This is a genomic window from Nocardia bhagyanarayanae, assembly GCF_006716565.1.
Taxonomy (GTDB): domain Bacteria; phylum Actinomycetota; class Actinomycetes; order Mycobacteriales; family Mycobacteriaceae; genus Nocardia; species Nocardia bhagyanarayanae.
The window spans coordinates 5,561,995-5,581,588 of the sequence record NZ_VFPG01000001.1 but is presented as its reverse complement, the minus strand read 5'-3'; the positions used below and the strand labels follow the sequence as shown (position 1 = coordinate 5,581,588).

At 66.5% G+C, this 19,594-nt stretch carries 15 protein-coding genes; 10 read left to right on the top strand and 5 right to left on the bottom strand.

Annotation, left to right across the window (positions count from 1 at the left end):
• Positions 1 to 85 precede the first annotated feature (85 nt).
• From FB390_RS24395 to modA, 9 genes are all read left to right on the top strand, one after another.
• Positions 86 to 1,249, top strand: coding sequence for an NsdA family TPR-like regulatory protein (locus tag FB390_RS24395; RefSeq protein ID WP_141811049.1), 1,164 nt, complete (start codon positions 86 to 88; stop codon positions 1,247 to 1,249).
• A 109-nt stretch (positions 1,250 to 1,358) separates the two neighbouring features.
• The gene (locus FB390_RS33695) at positions 1,359 to 1,517 is read left to right on the top strand and encodes a hypothetical protein (RefSeq protein WP_185757155.1); all 159 of its coding nucleotides are present in this window, start codon (positions 1,359 to 1,361) and stop codon (positions 1,515 to 1,517) included.
• 973 nt (positions 1,518 to 2,490) lie between these two features.
• Positions 2,491 to 2,850, top strand: coding sequence for a hypothetical protein (locus FB390_RS24390; RefSeq protein ID WP_141811048.1), 360 nt, complete (start codon positions 2,491 to 2,493; stop codon positions 2,848 to 2,850).
• 314 nt (positions 2,851 to 3,164) lie between these two features.
• Positions 3,165 to 3,902 carry a hypothetical protein gene (locus FB390_RS24385; protein WP_141811047.1) on the top strand — a complete coding sequence of 246 codons (738 nt, stop codon included), beginning with the start codon at positions 3,165 to 3,167 and terminating at the stop codon, positions 3,900 to 3,902.
• A 276-nt stretch (positions 3,903 to 4,178) separates the two neighbouring features.
• Positions 4,179 to 5,444 (top strand): lipase family protein, encoded by a 1,266-nt coding sequence (locus tag FB390_RS24380; RefSeq protein WP_141811046.1) that lies wholly within the window; start codon positions 4,179 to 4,181, stop codon positions 5,442 to 5,444.
• A 790-nt stretch (positions 5,445 to 6,234) separates the two neighbouring features.
• The gene (locus FB390_RS24375) at positions 6,235 to 6,747 is read left to right on the top strand and encodes a hypothetical protein (protein ID WP_141811045.1); all 513 of its coding nucleotides are present in this window, start codon (positions 6,235 to 6,237) and stop codon (positions 6,745 to 6,747) included.
• 477 nt (positions 6,748 to 7,224) lie between these two features.
• Complete coding sequence (locus FB390_RS24370) at positions 7,225 to 8,214, top strand: alpha/beta hydrolase (protein ID WP_425465880.1); 990 nt, start codon at positions 7,225 to 7,227, stop codon at positions 8,212 to 8,214.
• A gap of 353 nt (positions 8,215 to 8,567) precedes the next feature.
• On the top strand, positions 8,568 to 9,050 hold the full coding sequence (locus tag FB390_RS24365; RefSeq protein ID WP_141811043.1) for a hypothetical protein: 483 nt from the start codon (positions 8,568 to 8,570) through the stop codon (positions 9,048 to 9,050).
• 407 nt (positions 9,051 to 9,457) lie between these two features.
• Positions 9,458 to 10,243 carry a molybdate ABC transporter substrate-binding protein gene (gene modA, locus FB390_RS24360; RefSeq protein ID WP_141811042.1) on the top strand — a complete coding sequence of 262 codons (786 nt, stop codon included), beginning with the start codon at positions 9,458 to 9,460 and terminating at the stop codon, positions 10,241 to 10,243.
• 78 nt (positions 10,244 to 10,321) lie between these two features.
• Here modA and FB390_RS24355 read toward each other — a convergent pair whose 3' ends face one another.
• The 3 genes from FB390_RS24355 to FB390_RS24345 form a co-directional block, all read right to left on the bottom strand.
• A complete protein-coding gene (locus tag FB390_RS24355; RefSeq protein ID WP_141811041.1) occupies positions 10,322 to 12,154 on the bottom strand; it encodes an acetolactate synthase large subunit in 1,833 nt (610 codons plus the stop codon).
• Positions 12,155 to 12,505: 351 nt separating this feature from the next.
• A complete protein-coding gene (locus FB390_RS24350) occupies positions 12,506 to 12,712 on the bottom strand; it encodes a hypothetical protein (RefSeq protein ID WP_141811040.1) in 207 nt (68 codons plus the stop codon).
• 67 nt (positions 12,713 to 12,779) lie between these two features.
• The gene (locus FB390_RS24345) at positions 12,780 to 13,301 is read right to left on the bottom strand and encodes a MarR family winged helix-turn-helix transcriptional regulator (RefSeq protein WP_246124187.1); all 522 of its coding nucleotides are present in this window, start codon (positions 13,299 to 13,301) and stop codon (positions 12,780 to 12,782) included.
• Between the two features lie 175 nt (positions 13,302 to 13,476).
• Between FB390_RS24345 and FB390_RS24340 the strand changes: the two genes are divergently transcribed.
• Positions 13,477 to 15,477 (top strand): MMPL family transporter, encoded by a 2,001-nt coding sequence (locus FB390_RS24340; RefSeq protein ID WP_141811998.1) that lies wholly within the window; start codon positions 13,477 to 13,479, stop codon positions 15,475 to 15,477.
• Here the strand turns inward: FB390_RS24340 and FB390_RS24335 are convergent.
• Entirely contained in the window at positions 15,444 to 17,051 is a 1,608-nt protein-coding gene (locus tag FB390_RS24335; protein WP_141811039.1) for an AMP-binding protein, read from the bottom strand. The genes FB390_RS24340 and FB390_RS24335 overlap by 34 nt on opposite strands.
• 123 nt (positions 17,052 to 17,174) lie before the next feature.
• On the bottom strand, positions 17,175 to 19,526 hold the full coding sequence (locus tag FB390_RS24330) for an arylsulfatase (protein WP_141811038.1): 2,352 nt from the start codon (positions 19,524 to 19,526) through the stop codon (positions 17,175 to 17,177).
• Positions 19,527 to 19,594 lie beyond the last annotated feature (68 nt).

The following is a 19,594-nucleotide window of genomic DNA, read 5'->3' as shown; positions in this document are numbered from 1 at the left end:
AACACATTTTTCGGCGACTTGGTGTCCCGAATCGAGGACGGTTGGAGGCGGATAGTGGGGTGATACGGGAAGCCCACGATCAGCGGTGGCGAGCAACTGGCAAACCAGCGGTTCGGCCTGCGATGTGGTCGGTGATGCGGTCGATCGGCTAGACGAGCCATGGACTGCGGCAATGATCTTGCGTGCGGTGCAGGGTCTCGCCGAGTCTGATGGCATGGATCGTCGAGGATTCCTAGCCCTGGCAGGTGTGCACCTCAACGCGCCTGCCCACCAGTGGCTGCTGGAGCGGCCTGGCGGCGACCTGTCCCGGCGCGGAAGCGCCAGAGTGCACGCTGGCGCGGTCGAGGTCATCGACGCGATCACCGCGGGCCTGCGCCGCGTCGATGATTCCCACGGCGGCGGTGGCGCCGCGCTCACCGCCCAACTGCACGCGCACCTGCGTCACGTCGTTGAGCTGCTGAGCTCCGGCACCTACGACGACAGCACCGGAAAGCGGCTCTACGCGAGCGCCGCTGAGCTGCTGCGCCTGCGTGGATGGACAGCCTTCGAGAACGGCGAACACGGCATGGCCCAGCGGTGTTGGATAGCGGCGCTGCGCGCCGCCGACACCAGCGGTGACCGCGCGCTGGCCGCGAACATTCTAGGTTTCATGTCCTGCCAAGCCAAAGACCTTGCCTCGCAAGCATCCACAGCCGTCACCCTGGCCGAGACCGCGCGCAGTGGTTACCGCGGCACCAGCCCTCGCGTCGCCGCGATCCTGCATCTGCGCGCCGCCGAAGCTTACGCCACCGTCGGCGATCGCCGCCGCTGCCACAGCGCTATCGACGCGGCATTCGACTCCCTCGACCGCAGCGGCGATTCACCGGACTGGAGTTACTGGATCGACAACCCTGCCCAAGTCCACGCCCAGGCTGGATTCTGCCACCTCCGCCTCGGCGAAGCCGCCCAAGCCCGCCACCATCTGACCCAAGCCCTCACCCTCAGCCCCGACACGGACCATCGCGAAACGGCGCTGCGCCACACGCTGCTGACCGCCGCCTGGCTACACCTGCGCCAGACCGATGTCGAGCAGGCCGTCTATCACGCTGGGCACGCGTTGACTCTGCTGACCGGCACTGTCAACTCCACCCGATGCGCACACCAACTCGCCGCCGTCGTCTCCGCCGCCCAGGACCACAATCACCAACCGGCCCTGCGGGTCCTGCGCCATCGGATTCAAGACTTGCTCTACCCGCCACTGGGCGGATGATTTGATCGTTGTGCGGAGTCGGCGCTGTTGCGGACGGATGACGAGTGCCGCGGCAGCGGCACGGGTAGTTCAGTAGCTCCAGTTCTTGCCGGTGGCCCGGTACTGCTCGATGGGGAATCGGTTGGATTCCGGGGCGCAAGTGGTCGAGGTAGAGCTGCCCGTGCAGGTAGTCGATCTCGTGTGCGACCAAGCGCGCAACGCCGCGCTCGAATTCGGTTATCCGGATGTAGCCGTCGACAGGCCGCCGGAATCGGCAGGGCGCGGCTGAAAGACCGATTTCAGGTCGCTGAGAAGTTCGATCATGAGTTCGGTGAATTGGGGGGCGTGCTTGCCCGCGGCGGGCAGCATTTCGTTGATCTGGGTGGGGTGGCGACGATCTGGCGCATGATCGGGTCGGCGTCGGTGGGGGTGTCCTTGATCAGTTTCTCGAAGATCCGCAGTCGTCGTGGTTCCTCGTCGGCGCCGACGATGGTGGAACAGAGCGGTCGCTGTCGTCGCGTGGGTAGAGCGTTTGGAGCGCGAGCTCGATCATCATCTCTGGCGGTTCCGAGTGCCTCCTGGGTCGATATCTGGCCAGGATCATGGACACCGCTGTTGCCGACCCACTTCGTGGCCTCGAGCAGGGCACCGGTGTGCGGCTCGGCTTTGGTGAAAGTCGCCAATCGCTCGCCCAAAGGCATCCGGCGTCGTGTCGGCCTTTTGTCGGAATGGCGTGGTCGTCCATCACGCGCCCGGGGGCGACGGGCTGGGCTGTCGATACGGTCGGGGAATGTGCGGAATCGGAACCGGTCTCGACGCGATCCTGATTCAATTGATCCGGAGATTCGCCTTGGAAGACCGACTACGAGATCAGTGCGGCGTGACCGGTGGTGGACATCCGGTGGCGCCCTGTTCACACGGTGAGGACGCACCCATGGCTGAATTCGATGGCACGTATCCGATCGTCACCGCGCCGCCCGGCGGTGGTTCCGCGTCGAAGCCCCGCACCCTGATCCGAACCGTTGTGGATGAGACTGCCCTACGAGACGTGATTCCTCCTGGGTAGTGAATCACGTCTCCTGGGGCTGCTGCTCACACTCTGCGCCGTGCGAACAGGAGCTTCTGTGTGTCGAGGCGCGGGTCGCTGCTCGCGGGCGACCTGTCGTCCGGCTTCCATTGGAAAGGCGCGGGCTACAAGCGGTCTGGCCCGGTCCGCGTCACTGATTCCGCGTGGCCAGCGCAACGAGCTACAGGAGGAAGCGATGACCGTAACCGACGCGCAGCTCAAGCAAGTGACCGTGCCTTTATCGGAGATGCAGAAGCCTGCCGAGCGAAGCTCGGTCGCCCCGTACACGGTGTACAACGACACCGATCGCCACGTCTCGGTCTTCCTGATGGAGGGGGACGCGGGCAACCCGGTGAGCATCATCACGCTGGCCCCCGGCGAAACCAGCAGCTCCTTCGATCGCGGAACCTACGCGGCCATCATGGACGTGGGTTCCGGCCACCAGCAGCAGATCCTGTGGTGGCCGGACGACCGGTCCGAATTCACCTACTGGTTCAGCTGGAGTGGAGGAGTGGCGGGGGGTCGGCGGAACAGGGTGAGTGACTTCACCGGTTGATTGATAGGGATGCGGGATCGGCGAGAACCTCGTATTCGAGTGCTCGGTATCATCGAGCCGATCCCGACTCCCCGACGGTCCCCATTGTCTGAACGGGACGCGAAATCTGGTGTCGAAGAATCGCTCCCGGCCGCAGCAACGCGCCACCACTGCTGATCAAGCCATTATCGTGTCCGGCCCGGGTCTGGTAGCTCAGCGCGGAATGTTCTCGCCGGTGGTTTGTATTCGTTCTTCCAGTCGCCGATCACGACGCGAGCCTAGGTGGGGTGACCCGAAGCTACTGACGTTGAGGTATTTCGTCGCACAGGCGGCCGTTGAACGATTCGCTGAAACCGTGCACCAAGCGATCAAGGACTGAGGAGGATGAAAAAATGCACAGGTTCTGTGTATCTGAGATGCCTTCCCGTGACGAGCTGCAAAACCCGTCAGAGGCCGTGAAGAAGTTCATCCCAGCCTCTGACGGAGGTCGCGATGATACATCCAGTCTATTCACATTGGCGGTAATGCAGGCTGCTGTTGAGGCGGAAGAAAACGGCTCGGGGGACGACGTGAAATGCTTCGACATATTCAGTAGTCAGTTGCCAACCTGTGTGAGTAAATGGGGCTTGAAATTGAATGTGCACAGCTGTGGCGTCTACCATATAGCAGGCCAGCCCTTGAGCGTTGACCATGGAGATACGTCTTCGATCTATTGGGTGATGCAGAAGTTCAGCGACAGGCCGCGTACCTACGACGCGATCGCCCTGCCGTCCGATGCGCCTAAACCAGCCGATTCGCTTATCGATCAATACAATAACTGGTCCCAGTCCGCTGGCTGGACAGCAGACCAGGCAACAAGCGACTCGACACGTTTCTCCGCGTTCGTAGAAAAGATGTCGGGCAGTCTGAATACATCTGGTGACGCGCTGGGTGGAACCGCATTTGTTTACTACAACACAAACGGCGGAATGGTATCTTCTGTGCAGGAGGAGTGCGAGATGTTGTGGAGCATCGCGCCATTTGGTTCTGAAGCCGGCCATAACTACGAATGCGTCACCGCGCTTCCGAAATGAGTGAGTCTCCCGGCACGGCGTCGGGCGAGATCGCAGACGGCTCGCGTCGGCACGAACCGGGCAGGCGACGAAGGCCGCAACTGCCCAGGCTGGGCCCACCAGCCGAGCGAATCGGGCGGCCAGCGGTTCGACCGGATCCCGGCCCATCGGTTCCATGGTCAACCGCCCAATTCGGGGACGCTGAACGCTGAGCCCGCATGTCTGGTGGACCGAGGTCTGGACTCGCCTCCACGGCTTGCGATCCGGGATGTCTGTCCCCCGCTGCGGACCAGGCCCGTGAATCCGCGTCACTGCTTCACCCCTGTCTCTGTTCGGATGAAACTTCTCTTCGACAAGGAGCGGCACATGACTGCACAATCCACGACGAGCAACGAGGCGGCGCTGCAAGACAAGATCACATTCCAGCTGTCGCTGTACGCGAACTTGATCAACGGCGAGGAAAACGACGGCAACCTGGAGCACCTGCTCCAGCAGCGGATCCAGGACAATCTCGATATCAACCGGGGGGTCATCGGGGGGTGGGAGATTGTCTGGGGTCCAGGGATCGAGGTGTTTCCCACCGACCTGTACGCGCGCAACGTCCTGTACATGGTGCGAAGCACCGACGACCCCTCCCGGTACGTGATCGCCGTAGCCGGCAGCACAGACGGACCGTTCGACTGGCTCGTCGAGAACTTCCTGATCGGCCAGATCCCCTGGCTCGCCTACCCCGCCGCCCGCTACACGACCGGCGCGGCCATCGGGGTGAATATCCTCTCGAAGATCACCCCCTCCGGCGACCGCCCCGGCGCCGGTCGCACTCTACACGCGTTTCTGGGCGCGCTCGATCACACCGATATCGACCTGACCGTCACCGGCCACAGCCTCGCTGGTGTCCTGTCACCCACACTGGCCCTGTTGCTCCGCGACACCCAGCAGCTGTGGGACCCATCCGAGAAAGCCCGGGTCAGCGTGCTGTCTACCGCCGGACCGAGTTTCGGCAATCCCGAATTCGTCGCCTACGCCACCCAACGCCTGCAGCGGGTGCGGCGCTACGCCAACAGCCTCGACGTCATCCCGAACGTCTGGAACCCCGACGACATCGATCGCGCCAAGACCTTCTACTCCGACAACAACCTGCCCGCTCCTTGGCCCGGACTGTTCGACCTGATCAAACAGGCGTCCAACTCGGGCCAGTACGCACACCTCGACTCCACCAACGGCGTATTCCAAGGCACGTTCAACACCGAGGTGACCGATTACCTGAAACAGGTCGGATACCAGCACATAGGCGGCTACAGGCAGTTCTTCGAAATCCCAGGCGTGAGCTGGCCGGTAGCGATCCCGGCGGGCGTCGGCGACACCGGGATAGGCCGCATCGCGGCCTTGGCCGGTGGACCGCTCGGCGACGGTATTGGAAAGGCGCCGGAGAATCGTCGGCCGCTGACCGCTCCGATCAACGGACAGCCCGTGGAGCTGCCCACCGACCCCGACAGCCGCGAGGCCGGAAAACTCGTGGATCTCGTCACCGCCGAGATCGACCCCACTGCCGACGTGAGCTGATGCCCCGGGCCCGGCCATGGTCAGAACCGCGGTGCGTCATCGTGCGGGCCGCTGCCGAAGAGGGAGTCACAGCTGCCCGGAGAACCAGGTGAACAACCCGAGTTCGTTCCAGTAACCGTGATCCAGGGTCCCGGTCTAGCCGGGACCCTGGTGCGGCAGGCTGCTCCCCACCAACTTCGGCGCGGCACCACCCGGGGACCGATGAACGGCCAGGTGATGCCGCGTGGCTGAAGCTTAGGGATTTGATCGATGTCCTCGTGGCAACACATTCCCGAGCAACTCGGCCACGCCATCGGCTGTTCCGGGCGTACCTGTATATCTGCCAACGCTCTTCGAGCACCCAGTTCACCTCAATTACGAGGGGTAACAACACCCCTCGGCAACAACACTCACTGGCTACAGAACGCCGCTGAGCGACATGAGGTAGTGGTCGTAGCTGAGCAGATCCGGCCCGGGCGCCACTGCAAAATCCTTTGCACCGCGCAGTGGCAGCGAACGCTGAACACCGCGGTAGCGATGGTCGCTTCGCTGGCGTGGGGCGGCGAGGGTGGGCATGGAACCTCTCTTCTCTGCGTCAGTGGGAGCTGGCGTGATTTCGACAGCGTTCGTTGGCGGATGCACACACCAGGGCGGCGTCGATGGATCCCAGCGAACTGCGTGGCTGGAATACGTTGTGGCGGGGTCTTCCGGGCCGGATCGGTGAGCAGATGGGCGAGGTCTAGCGGCGGTTTTGCGCTAATCTGGTGGCGGGAAATCAGGCAGACGGGCCCCGCAACCTTGGAGTCCGCCCATGCCCACTTCACGTCCGAAGCGATCGGCCCGCACGCCGCGGCGTCCGGAAGTCCGTGCCCGCCTGGAGCGTTCACGCGAGCGGGTCCGCGCCCGCCGCCAGCTGGCTCGGCAACGCGAGCAACTCATCGCCGCCGCGGTCAAGCAGTACATCGCCGCCTGGGACGCCATCACTGACTGTGAATCCGCCCCCGACCGCGAGATCGAGGACCTGCGTGCGCAGATCGCGCGCGTGCAGCAGCGGGCGGCCGAACAGATCGCCGCCCACCGCGCCCAACAGGTGCTCGCCGCGGCGGCGATCCGTGATCAAGGCCAAACCGACGACGACGTCGCCGAACTGCTGGAAATCAGCGCCAAGCAAGCCCGCCAACTCATCATCGCCGCACGCGCCGACACCGACAGCGGATCCAGCTCAGCGGCGAACCCGCCTGCGCCAGCGCCCCTCGCACCGAAACCTCCGACGGCCACCGAATCGGCGTCAACTGCAGGGCCATCCCAGAACTTTCGTGAGTAAACACGCAGGTCAAGAAGTGTGCTCCCCGCACGAGCGGGGATGAGCCCACGGCAGTCGCGCATGGGATCGCGATGGCGGAGTGCTCCCCGCGCACGCGGGAATGAGCCCATCGTCAGCGTGGACGTGATCATCATCGGCGCGTGCTCCCCGCGCACGAGTTGGGCTGGTTGTGTGGGTGGCGAGGGCCTTTGGTTACCAGATGGACGTTTCCGCGGGACGCGCCGTCTTACCCGTCTCGGCTTGTGCGGTGTCTTTAGACGCGGGTGGAAGTTGTGGTGAGGGTTCCAGACCTGCTCGGTCGTGGTGGGGTTTCTCGGGGTCGGATTCTAGGGTCGTCGCAGGTCGCGCGATGGGCGCGAGTGTCGGGTCTCGGCACTGTGGTTGGCGGAAAGGCAGACGGTGCAACGTAATTCCTATGGGCGCTGGTCGGTGGTGTCGCGGGGAAGCGGGGCGTGGCGGGGTGCTTGGTCGAGGGTGGTGGCATCGGTGTCTGCGGTGCTGATTGTGGCCGCCGGGGTGGTCGCGGCGTCGCCGAGTGTGGTCGCCGAGCCTGGGCGTCCGGCGATCACGGGGCAGTGGGTCGAGGACGAGCGGACCGTGCAGTTGCGCGTGTATTCCGCGGCGATGGATCAGGACATCATGGTCAAGGTGTTGCGGCCTGCCGATCGTTCGGTGCCGCGCCCGACTCTGTATCTGCTCAACGGTGGTGGGGGAGGGCAGGACAGTGCGACCTGGCAGAAGAACACCGATGTGTTGAGCTTCCTGGCCGGGAAGGAGGTGAATGTCGTTCAGCCGGTGGGTGGTCGGTGGAGTTACTACGCCGATTGGCGGGCGCCGGATCCGAGACTCGGTGTGTACAAGTGGAAGACGTTCCTCACCGAGGAGCTGCCGCCGTTGATCGATGCGGAGCTCGGCACGACCGGCGTGAATGCCATTGCGGGGCTTTCTACTTCGGGGACCTCGGTGTTGCAGCTGCCGATCGCGAAGCCGGGCCTCTACAGCGCGGTCGCCGCCTACAGCGGATGCGCGCAGACCAGCGACCCGATCGGCAGGCAGTTCATCGAGCTGGCGGTCGAGACCTGGGGCGGCGGCGACACCGACAACATGTACGGCCCGCCCGACGACCCGATGTGGGCCGCCAACGACCCCTACCTGCACGCCGAACAACTCCGTGGCCTTCGCCTGTTCCTCTCTACCGGAACCGGAGTTCCTGGAATGTATGACACCTATAACGGCAGTCACATGCAGCCCGGCCCCCGTGGATTCTTCAACCAGCTCGTGCTCGGCGGCGTCATCGAGGCCGCGGTCAACTGGTGCACCCGCAACTTGCGCGACAAACTCGACGCACTCGGCATCCCCGCCACCTACGACTTCCAGCCGACCGGTACCCACTCCTGGGGATATTGGCAAGACGCATTGAAGAAGTCGTGGCCGGTGCTCGCCGACGGACTCGGCCTGCCGCACTGAGCGTCGGTATCGTCCCGGCTTCGGTCGGCTGGGGCGCGGAGGCCAGTTGGTTCGGCGCAGGAGTACCGGCACCGGTGGCACGACGAAGGGCGCGGTGTTTCGCGGCAGCCGGGCATCGAGAGAGCCCGGATCAGGTGGATCGCCGCTGGGTCGGCCCGCCGTAAGTCGGGGCGGGTCGATGCGGTGAATATCGCCGCTCGGGTTGTTTACTTGGCGGGATGTTCGTTCGCGGACCCCGTCGAATGCGCGAGCGGGGCCGTGGATACGGCAATGCCCGATCCGTTGGTCGTGTCCTCGATCGCAGTGGCATTGCCGGAGTGGTTGCCAACCGGAATCGACTGTGAGGAGGGTTAGTGACGAACGATGTGGTTCGGCGGGCCACTGGCGTGAGCGCCAAAGTGGGTGTCGTCGGTGCGGCGGTCGGTGCGTTGGTGTTCGGGCAGCATACCGTCGCGCACGCCGCGGAGACGACCACATTCCGTCTCCCGCTGATCAAGTTGTCCCAAACATGGGCTGTGCCAACGATATTCAGCGTCTACTTGACTGCGACCGTCGGCGAGGAACCTGGGGTCACCACTTTCGGCGTCGCCAACCCGGGACCGTTCAGCGGTGGTACGGTTTTCGACTCTCACGCCCGGATTCACTGGTCGAATCTGACGACCGGTGCGGTCGGCGTGGTGGACGTCCCGGATCGGGAAACGGCTCAGCGGCCCTGCGACTGCGCCCCGGCGCCGGTGCGGGTGTTCACGGGAGCGGGCTCGATCGTCGCATTGGCGACCGCCGGTGGCGTCGCCCTCAATGTGTCCTCGGGGCTCGGTACCTTCAAGGCTCTCTGAGCCGCTTCTCGTAACACCGCGCGTGCGCCGATGGGGTCGGCGGGATCCGTCGGCCCTCGGTCCTCGAGGTCGTTCGATACGCCGAACGTTCGCCACCTCCCGGTATTGCGCATGCGAGGCCGGCGTGACATTCGGCTCGGCATCGATAAGGCAGCGCCTCACTAGGTACTCGGTCGCCAGTAACCGGTGAGAACGAGCCCTGGCGGCGGTCCTCAGGTGCGGACTAGTGCCATTGATTAATCGGTAAGTGCGGAGGAAGAGACGCAAAACCTCCGTATGCGAGGATAGTGTCCGACGGGTTGCTGCGGGGAAGGGCGATTCGTGGGGCGCTACCAACCGCCGGTATCGCCGCCATGGACGTCCTCGCGGTGAGCAAGGAACCCTTGAATCGCAGAAAGTTGTTGAGGATGAAGACATTCCGAGCGCTCGGCACGGCCGCGGCCGTACTCACCGTCACCGCGGGGCTGATCGGCTGCGGCTCCGACGATGCGAAGACCCCGGCGGGATCGGACCAGATCTCCGGCACCGTCACGGTGTTCGCGGCGGCCTCGCTCACCGAGACCTTCACCGCGCTCGGTAAAGAGTTCGAAGCCGCGCACCCCGGGGTGAAGGTGGTGTACAGCTTCGGCGCCAGCTCGTCGCTCGCCCAGCAGATCGGGCAAGGCGCGCCCGCGGATGTCTTCGCTTCCGCGTCGCCCGCCAATATGCAGCAGGTCGTCGACCGTGGCGAAATCACCGCCCAACCGACGACCTTCGTGAGCAACCGATTGAAAATAGCGGTGCCCAAGGGCAATCCGGGCAAGATCACCGGACTCGCCGACTTCGGCAAGACCGAGCCGCGCATCGCGCTGTGCGCGGAGCAGGTGCCTTGCGGCGCCGCGGCCAAGAAGGTTTTCGAGATCGCCGGCGTCACACCGCAACCCGATACCCGCGAGCAGGACGTCAAGGCCGTGCTCACCAAGGTGACGCTCGACGAGGTCGACGCCGCCCTGGTGTACCGCACCGACGTTCAGGCCGCCGGGGACAAGGTCGAGGGCATCGACTTCCCCGAATCGGCCCAGGCCGTCAACACCTATCCGATCGCACCGCTGGCCGCGGCGCCCAACCCGAACGCGGCCGCCGCCTTCGTCGACTTCGTCCGGTCGGATCGGGCCGAGCAGGTGTTCACCGCCGCTGGTTTCGAAACCCCTTGAGCGCGAGTTCTTTCGCAACGAGGAGCCACCGGAAGACCCCGCGCACGCCAACGCCGCGGGGTTCGTGCCGATTCGTCCTCACGGGCGATCCGAGTCGTCGAAGAGCGGACGCAGGTTTCGCGCCGCCATGATCAGGTCGTTGCCCGCTCCGGCTTCGACCATCGGCCACACCTGGGCGTCCGAGCCGACGACGAAATCGATGACCACGGGCCGGTCGCGCACGGCGCGGGCCGCCGCGATCACGCCGGCGACGTCGGCTTCCCGCTCGCAGCGCAACCCGACGCAGCCGAGGGCTTCGGCGAGCTGGACGAAATCGGGGATGCGCCGGGAATGGGTGGCCAGCTCGCTCTGCGAATACCGCTCGTCGTAGAACAGGTGCTGCCACTGCCGGATCATGCCGAGGTGACCGTTGTTGATCACCGCCACTTTGATCGGCACCCCCTCGACGGCCGCCGTGGCCAGCTCCTGGTTGGTCATCTGGAAGCAGCCGTCGCCATCGATGGCCCAGACTTCGGCCTCGGGCGCACCGAGTTTGGCGCCGAGCGCGGCCGGGACGGCATAGCCCATCGTGCCCATGCCACCGGAGTTGAGCCAGGTCCGCGGCTTCTCGTAGTCGATGAACTGCGCGGCCCACATCTGATGCTGGCCGACGCCCGCGCAGAAGATGGCGTCGGGCCCGGCCGCTCGTCCCAGCGCGCGGATGACGAACTGCGGCGCGAGCGCGCCGTCCGAGGGCCGGTCGTAGCCGAGCGGATACGACGTGCGGAGCCGTTCCAACACCGACCACCAGGCCGAAAGGTCCGGCAGCGGTTCCTCGTTCGCGCTCAGCTCGGCGATCAAGCCCTCCAGCACGGCGCGGCAATCGCCCACGATCGGCACGTCGGCGTGCCGGATCTTGCCGATCTCGGCGGGGTCGATATCGGCGTGAATCACCGCGGCGTGCGGCGCGAACGAGTCGGGATCACCGGTCACGCGGTCGTCGAATCGGGCGCCGAGGGCGATGAGCAGATCACTCTTCTGCATGGCCGCCACCGCGGCGACCGTTCCGTGCATGCCCGGCATGCCGAGGTTCTGGGGGTGGCTGTCGGGAAAAGCCCCGCGCGCCATGAGAGTGGTCACCACCGGAATGCCGGTCAGTTCGGCGAACGCGCGCAACGCCGCGGCGGCTTCGGCCTTGACGACACCGCCGCCCACGTAGAGCACCGGGGCTTGCGCGCGCGTGATCAAGCGCAGCGCCGCCCGCAGTTGCCGTGGGTTGGGCGCGGTGACCGGCCGATAGCCGGACAGCCGAGGCCGCGGCGGCCAGCGGAAGACCGTCTTGGCGCGCAGCACGTCCTTGGGGATGTCGACCAGGACCGCGCCGGGTCTGCCCGAACCAGCCAGATGGAACGCCTCGGCGAGGATCCGCGGGATATCGGCGCCGTGCGTGACGAGGACGTTGTGCTTCGTGATCGGCATCGTGATGCCGGTGATGTCGGCTTCCTGGAACGCGTCGGTACCCATCATCGGTCTCGGCACCTGACCGGTGATGGCGACGAGCGGCACCGAATCGGCTTGGGCGTCGGCCAGCGGGGTCACCAGGTTGGTCGCGCCGGGACCCGAAGTGGCCATGCACACGCCGACGCGGCCGGTCGCCTGGGCGTAGCCCGTGGCCGCGTGCCCGGCGCCCTGTTCGTGCCGCACCAGCACGTGGCGGATGCGCCGGGAGTCGAGCAGCGGATCGTAGACCGGCAGAATGGCCCCGCCGGGAATGCCGAAGACCACTTCGACCCCGAGTTCCTCCAGCGATCGAACCACCGACTGTGCGCCGGTGATCCGCTCGACGATCGGCTCGGAAATGTCGGAAACCGCTGCGCGGCAAGGATCGTCGCTGTTCTGTGGCGACTCGGATCGCGTCGGTGCTGAGGTCACGGGAAGACTCCTTTTCGGTCGCCGCGCAGGGCGACCGTCGGCGAGCGCACCGCCGATCCGGGGACTTCCGGAGCAGGCTCGATTCCGGGACGACGGCACGCGGGAACAGCCGCTCCCGTCCGGACACACCGACTTGTTCCGGCGGGTCTCTCCGCCGTGGGTGTGCCGCAGGATGATCGGCTCGCCGGTCCGGATTCCCGTGGTGAGGACGGACCGTCCTTGGTGCGGACGCCCGATGCGGCGTTCACGCACTCAAATTGATCTTAACCGTCGCCTCGTCGACGTCGCGCCGCACCCCGGCGTCTCGCCTCGAACCGGTTTGGAACGGGGGACTCTCACGGAGCCGCGCGCTCAGGGCAGCCGCATCAGCTGCCGGGAGAGACCGAACAGGCGGCGGGCGAGCCGCACGACGGGCAGGCCCAGCGGAAGAAGGATGATCGTCACGCACAGCACCCCGCCGACGAGCCACACCACGGCCGCGAGAATCCCCACCACCGTGCCGAGTACGGCGGTCAGAACTCCAACCACTACGTCGAGCAGACCCTTGAGCAGTCGCATGATGACCTTCCTGGCTCCATTCTGCTCCTTCGCGAACCGCCGCGCACGTGCCTTTTTCGCCGGATGACTACTCCGAAACCGGCCCTCCGGCCGCGGGCAACTCCGCGTGGAACTCGCGCAGCGCGGCCGTGACTCCGACGAGGACCCGATGGGCAGCCCGCAGGTCGGCATCGGGCAGCTCGGCCAGCGCGGCACGGGTCCGGGCGCCGAGCGGGCCGAAGAAGCCCGCCGCGACCGCCATGCCGTGCTCGGTGTAGCGCAGGTGGACTCGACGTCGATCGGCGGCGTCCGGGATGCGTTCCAGGTGGCCCGAGTCGATCATGCGCTCGATCAGGTAGGTGACGGCGGGCGCGGAGATTCCCATCAACTTGCTCAGCTGCCCAGCGGTGACGGGCGTGCCTTCGGCATCGGCCGTCGCGACGTGCATCAAGGCGCGAAAATCGTTGGGGCGCAGGTTGTTCTCCCGCGCGAAGACGTGACCGACCTGCTCCGAGACGGCCGTTAGCGCGCGAAGGTCCCGAGCGATCTCGGCCTCCAATGCCGTCCGATCGATGCCCGGATCCGTCGTGTTCGCGACGCTGTCGCCCACCGGCGCCTCCTGTCTGTCCGGCTCAGAGCTTAGTCACTCGGGGGCGCGCCCGTTGCCAATTAATTAAGTTTCTGAAATAGTTGCCGACGTGAACGGGAGCGCATGGGACGGATTCGCCAGGCTCGTCACCGGGCGACGATCGTGGGGTGTCCTGCTCGTGGTCGTCGCGGCGGCCATGGCGGTCATGGCGCTGGCGGGCGGCAACGACAGCGCCGGCCAGGCGCCCGATTCGCTGCCCGCCTCGACCGAGTCCGCGCGCGCCGCGCTGGTGGCCGAACAGTTCCCGGACGCCGGAACGGCCGCCGCCATCGTGGTCGCGACCCGCGCCGACGACGGCGAACTGACGCAAGCCGATCGCGCCGCGCTGGAAGCGGCGATCGCCCGCGCCGATGCCGCCGCGCGACCGACAGACGTCGTCGTGGCCCCCGACGGTCGCGCGGCGCTCGGCCGCGTCGCGGTCCCCGCGGATCTCAACGGTTTCGCACTCACCGACCGGATCGAGGAACTGCGCGCCGCCGTCACCGAAGGCGCACCCGAGGGCCTCCGATTGCAGGTGACGGGCGGACCGGCCTTCGGGGCCGATATCGCCGACTCGTTCTCCGGTGCGAACACCCTGCTGCTCACCGTGACCGCGATCGTGGTGATGGTGCTGCTGATCGTGACCTACCGCTCGCCGGTGCTGTGGCTGGTGCCGCTGACCGTGGTCGGCCTCGCGGACCGGGTCGCCACCAGCGTCGGCACCGCCCTCGCCGACCTCACCGGACTCGTCTTCGACGGATCGACCTCCGGCATCACCAGCGTGCTCGTCTTCGGGGCGGGAACCAATTACGCGCTGCTGCTGGTGTCGCGCTACCGCGACGAACTGCACCGGCACACCGACCATCGCGAGGCGTTGCGTGCGGCGGTGCGGCACGCCGGACCCGCCATCGTCGCCAGCAACGTCACCGTGGTCCTCGCCCTGCTGACCTTGCTGCTGGGCCTGTCGCCGAACACCCGCAGCCTCGGCGCGTTCGCGGCGGCCGGCCTGGTGGTCGCGGTGATCTTCGTGCTCACCGCGCTGCCGTCCGCCCTCGCGCTGTGCGGACGACGGGTGTTCTGGCCGTTCGTGCCCCGCCCGGATGGCCGCGACGCCGCCGAGGACGGGGCCTGGGCCGCGGTCGCGACGCGGGTGGTGCGCCGCCCTGCCGTCGTCGCCTGCGGCGCGTCGGCGGTGCTCGTCGTCTTCGCCGCCGGTCTGGCGACCACCGACATCGGGCTCTCGCGCACCGAACAGTTCCGCGTCCAAGCCGAATCGGTCGACGGTTTGAACGTCCTTGCCGAGCACTTCCCGTCGGGAGCGTCGGACCCGGCCCTCGTGATCGCGCGGACCAGCGCTACCGCGCCGGTCCAGTCGGCGCTCGACACCGTCTCCGGCGTCTCGCGCGCCACAGTGACGGGAACAGCCGAAAGTGGTTGGACCCGTTGGTCGGTGGTGCTCGACGCGGCTCCGGCCTCCGCAACGGCGTTCACCACCATCGAGAACATCCGGTCGGCGGTGGCGGCGGTGCCCGGCGCGGAGGCGCTGGTCGGCGGATCCGATGCCGAAGCGCTCGACGTCCGGGACGCCGCGCGCCGCGACCAAGCTCTGGTCGTCCCGCTCATCCTCGCCGTCGTGCTGCTGGTGCTCGTGGTGTTGCTCCGCGCGTTGCCCGCCGCGGTGCTGCTGGTGGGTGTCACGGTGCTCAGTGCCCTCGCCGCACTCGGCGCGGGCAGCTGGATCAGCGACAACGTGTTCGGCTTCCCGGCGCTGGACACCAACGTCCCGCTGTTCGGCTTCCTGTTCCTCGTGGCGCTGGGCGTGGATTACACGATCTTCCTGGTGACCAGGGCGCGGGAGGAGGCGAACGCGCACGGCACCACGCGGGGCATGGTCCGTGCGGTCGCCTCGACCGGCGCCGTCATCACCAGCGCGGGCGTCGTCCTCGCCGCGGTGTTCTGCGTCCTGGGAGTGCTGCCGCTGATCACCCTGACCCAGTTGGGCATCGTCGTGGGCGTCGGCATCCTGCTGGACACCTTCGTGGTGCGCACGCTGGTCGTTCCGGCCTTGTTCGCGATATTGGGCGACAAAGTCTGGTGGCCGGGCGAGCCTGCCGCGCGTGCCTCCTATCCCGCCGCGACCGCGGCCGCCCAGCGGTAGTCGGCTTTGCCCGCCGGCGTGCGCCGGACTTCGTCCACCACGACCATGGATCGCGGTATCTTGTAGCCCGCCAATGTCTTTCGGCAGTGCCGCTGGACTTCCTCCAGTTCGAGCTCCGGTGCGTCCGGATAGGTGGCGACGACCGCGGCGACCTTCTGGCCCATGCGCTCGTCGGGCACGGGGACGACGAGCGCGTCGGCGATCGACGGGTGGTCGTGCAGTGCGGCCTCGACCTCTTCGGCGAAGACCTTCTCGCCGCCGGTGTTGATGCACTGCGAGCCGCGTCCGAGGAACACGATGGTGCCGTCCGCCTCGACGCGCCCCATGTCGCCGAGGATCGACATCCGCGTGCCGTCGGCGCGGGTGCGGAAGGTGCGGGCGGATTTCTCGTCGTCCTTGTAGTACCCGAGCGGGATGTTGCCGACGCGGGCGATGTATCCGATCCGCTCGCTGCCCGGCGGGATGTCGTCGAGGTCCTCGTCGACGAGGAGCATGGTCGGCGACGGCGGCATGCGCAGATTACCGTGCTCGTCGACGGTGAAGGCGCCGTCGTTGCCGGACTCGGAGGCTCCGAAGTTGTCGCGCAGCAGCAGATCCGGCTTGACCGCGAGCATGCGTTCGCGCACGCCGACCGACCAGATCGCGCCGCCCGAGGTGATCGAGAACAGCGAGCTGAAGTCGATCTCGCCCCGGCGTCGCTCCATCTCGTCGACCAGCGGAAGGCCCATACCGTCCCCGACGATGAGGATCACCTGGAGCTTGTCTCGCTCGATCGCCTCCACGACGCGTCGCGGATCGAAGTCGCGCATGAGGACGACGCGCGCCCCGAGGGTGAAGAAGGTGAACAGCGAGTACAGCGCGGCGCCGTGCATCAGCGGTGCGGCGATCAGGAAGGCCAGCTCCGGGAATTCTTTGGCGGCGGTGGCTATTTCGGCGAGATCCTGCCGGGCGTCGGCACCGTAGGGGTTGCCGCCGGAGAGCGGCTTGCGGAAGAAATCGTCGTGCCGCCACATCACCCCCTTCGGGTACCCGGTCGTGCCCCCGGTGTAGAGCAGGTACAGCTCGTCTCCGGTGCGCGGTGCGAATTCCATGGCGGGGGAGTAGGTTTCGGCATCGGCGAACGGCACCACGGCGATCGAGCGCGCCTCCGCGGCGGCGCGCAGTTCACCCTCGATCGCACCGACCACGATCACGGTCCGCACCAGCGGGCACGCGTCGAGGAGCCCGGCCAGCGTTCGCTGGTGTTCGGGCAGTTCGACGATCACGGCCACGGAATCCGAATTCGTGAAGATGTACTCGAGCTCGGCGGGGGTGTAGCGGTAGTTGACGTTGATCGGCACCGCGCGAATCTTGATCAGACCCAGGATGGCGGTGACGTGTTCGACGCTGTTCTTCAAGAACAGCGACACGTGTTCGCCCGCGCCGATGCCCGCTTCCGACAACAGTCGCGCCACCTTGTTGGCTTCGGCGTCGAGCCGAGCGTAGGTGCGGTGCTCGCCCTCGTAGGTCAGCGCGACGCGGTCGGGGACCGCGGCCGCGACCGTCTCGAAGACATCGGCCAGGTTGAACTGCACATCCACTCCTCGCGAGACCCTGGCCGGGCCGCGGAGGTTCGGGATTCGCCTCGTTGGGCGCCGACCGACGACCAACTGTAGAACATGTTCTAGTTAGCGGGGAGGCGTTCGGCGAAGTGACCGTCAGTCTTTGGCGAACGCCGCCGCGAGTTCCCGTTCGACGTCGATGTACGGGGTGCCCGAGGTATCGACGATCACCTTCGCGACGGTGCCACCGGTGAACGGATACGGTGCGGTGTACGCGCTCGACACCGGCTGCCCGCCGTTGCGGCCCACACCGATTCCGCCGCCCGCCAGTCCGAAGGTGCCCGGGTGGGTACGCAGGCCGGACCGAGACGCGACGACGGCGTCGTCGACATACAGCGAAAGCTCACCCAGCGGGGTGTGGCTGCCGTCGACGGTGCCGGTGCGCTCGTAGCGGACGCCGAACAGGTGGCTGCCCAACGGCACGGCGTCCGGCGCGGACACCCACTGCTCGTCCTCGCCCATGAAGTTGTAGAGGTAGTGCAACCGGCCGTCTTTGACGAAGAGGACGTGTCCGCCGTGGCCCGCGCCCTGTTTGAACAACACGCCCTCGGCGGCGGGGGAGTCGACGGTGACTTCGGCGAGCACCGAATAGGACTGACCGCGGATCTCGACTCCGGCGCCGATGCCGACCTCGGCGGTTCCCGGGTAGTACGTGAAATTCGTCCGGTCGGCCATGAGGTAGGGCCGCCAACGGTTCAGCGTCTCGAGGATGTTGAGATCGGCCAGCGGCAGCCCGTTGTATTCGGCGGCCTCGGAGAACCACAACGCCTTCAGTTCTTCGAGTTTCCCGGGATTCTCGGCGGCCAAGTCGCGGTTCTGGCTGCGGTCCTCCTCGATGTGGTAGAGCTCCCAGCGGTCCTGATCGAAGTGACTCCAGCCGGACGGGGTGGCCGCGTGCACGGTGTTGGCGAACCAGCCGCGGTGCCAGATGCCCCGGGTGCCGAGCATCGTGTAGAACTGCGTGTCCTTGCCGGTCGCGGCCGACGGATCGTCCAGTGCGGCTTTGAAACTCACGCCTTCCAGCGGCCGTTGCGGGATGCCGCGCACGGTGTCGGGCGGGGTGATGCCCAGCAGGTCGTAGACGGTCGGCGTCACGTCGCACACGTTGACGTAGCTGTCGCACACCGTGCCGTGCGCGCGAATTCCGTTGGGCCAGGAGATGATCGCGGGGTCGGCGATGCCCCCCTCGTGGGAGGCGTACCGCTTGTAGAGCTTGTAGGGCGTGTTGAACGCCATCGCCCAGCCGATCGGATAGTGGTTGTAGGTCTGCGGGCCGCCGAGCCGGTCGTAGAACCGCATGCTCTCTTCGACGGTGTCGATGTAGCCGTTGAAGAACTTCACCTCGTTGACCGAGCCGTTGGGTCCGCCTTCGCCGCTGGCGCCGTTGTCGGAGATGACCACGATGATGGTGTCGTCCAGTTGGCCCGACTCTTCCAGGTAGTCGAGTATCCGGCCGATCTGAGCATCGGTGTAGCTCAGGAAGCCCGCGAAGACCTCCGCCATTCGGGCGAACAGCCGCTTCTCGTCGGCGTTCAGCGAGTCCCACGGGCGCACGGTGTCCAGCAACGGCCACGGCTCGCCGTTGGGGCCTTTGGCGCCGAGATACGGGTTGACCGGCGACATCTCGGTCTCGGCCGGGACGATGCCCATCCGTTTCTGGTTCTCCAGCACGATGTCGCGGTAGGCCTCGTAGCCCATGTCGAAGCGACCGGCGTAGCGGTCGGCCCACTCGGCGAACACGTGATGCGGGGCGTGGCCCGCACCCGGGCAGACGTAGGAGAACCACGGCTTGTCGGGCGCGATGACCTTGGCGTCGCGGATGAACTCGATGGTCTTGTCCGCGATGTCCTTCGACAGGTGGTAGCCCTCCTCCGGGGTGGCCGGTGGCGCGGCGGTGTGATTGTCGTAGATCAACTCGGGGTACCACTGGTCGGTCTCGCCGCCCATGAAACCGTAGAAGCGTTCGAAACCCCGGCCGAGCGGCCAATGCCGTTTGGTGGCAGCAAGATTCGACTCCTCCAGCGGCGTCAGGTGCCACTTGCCGACGCAGTAGGTGTTCCACCCCTGTTCGGCGAGTACCTCCGACAGCAACGCGGTCTCGAAGGGAATCCGGCCACTGCAATTGGGGAAGCCGTCGGTGAATTCCTCGATCGTCGCCATGCCGACGGAGGTGGCGTTGCGTCCGGTGAGCAACGACGCGCGCGTGGGCGAGCACAGCGCGGTGGTGTGGAACTGCGACAGCCGCACGCCGCGCTCGGCGATCCGCGTCATGTTCGGCATGTCGACGAGGCCGCCGAAGCAGTCCCAGGTGGCGATACCGATGTCGTCCCAGACGAGGTACAGCACATTCGGCGTCCCCTCCGGTGCGGTGGGCGCCGCGAACGGGCCCCAATCCGGTTCGGAGTCGCGGATGTCCAGTGCGATCTTGCCCTTGAAATCGGTCGCCATCGAGCACCCCGATCGTGGTTGGAAGATAGCTGTCGACGTGCTGAGTGGAGGATAACGCGCGCTATGCC

Excerpts from the sequence above, each read along its gene's own strand:
- FB390_RS33695 (WP_185757155.1), top strand. The coding sequence starts at position 1,359 with ATGGGGAATCGGTTGGATTCCGGGGCGCAAGTGGTCGAGGTAGAGCTG.
- FB390_RS24390 (WP_141811048.1), top strand. The coding sequence starts at position 2,491 with ATGACCGTAACCGACGCGCAGCTCAAGCAAGTGACCGTGCCTTTATCG.
- FB390_RS24375 (WP_141811045.1), top strand. The coding sequence starts at position 6,235 with ATGCCCACTTCACGTCCGAAGCGATCGGCCCGCACGCCGCGGCGTCCG.
- modA (WP_141811042.1), top strand. The coding sequence starts at position 9,458 with ATGAAGACATTCCGAGCGCTCGGCACGGCCGCGGCCGTACTCACCGTC.
- FB390_RS24350 (WP_141811040.1), bottom strand. The coding sequence starts at position 12,712 with ATGCGACTGCTCAAGGGTCTGCTCGACGTAGTGGTTGGAGTTCTGACC.
- FB390_RS24340 (WP_141811998.1), top strand. The coding sequence starts at position 13,477 with ATGGCGGTCATGGCGCTGGCGGGCGGCAACGACAGCGCCGGCCAGGCG.
- FB390_RS24330 (WP_141811038.1), bottom strand. The coding sequence starts at position 19,526 with ATGGCGACCGATTTCAAGGGCAAGATCGCACTGGACATCCGCGACTCC.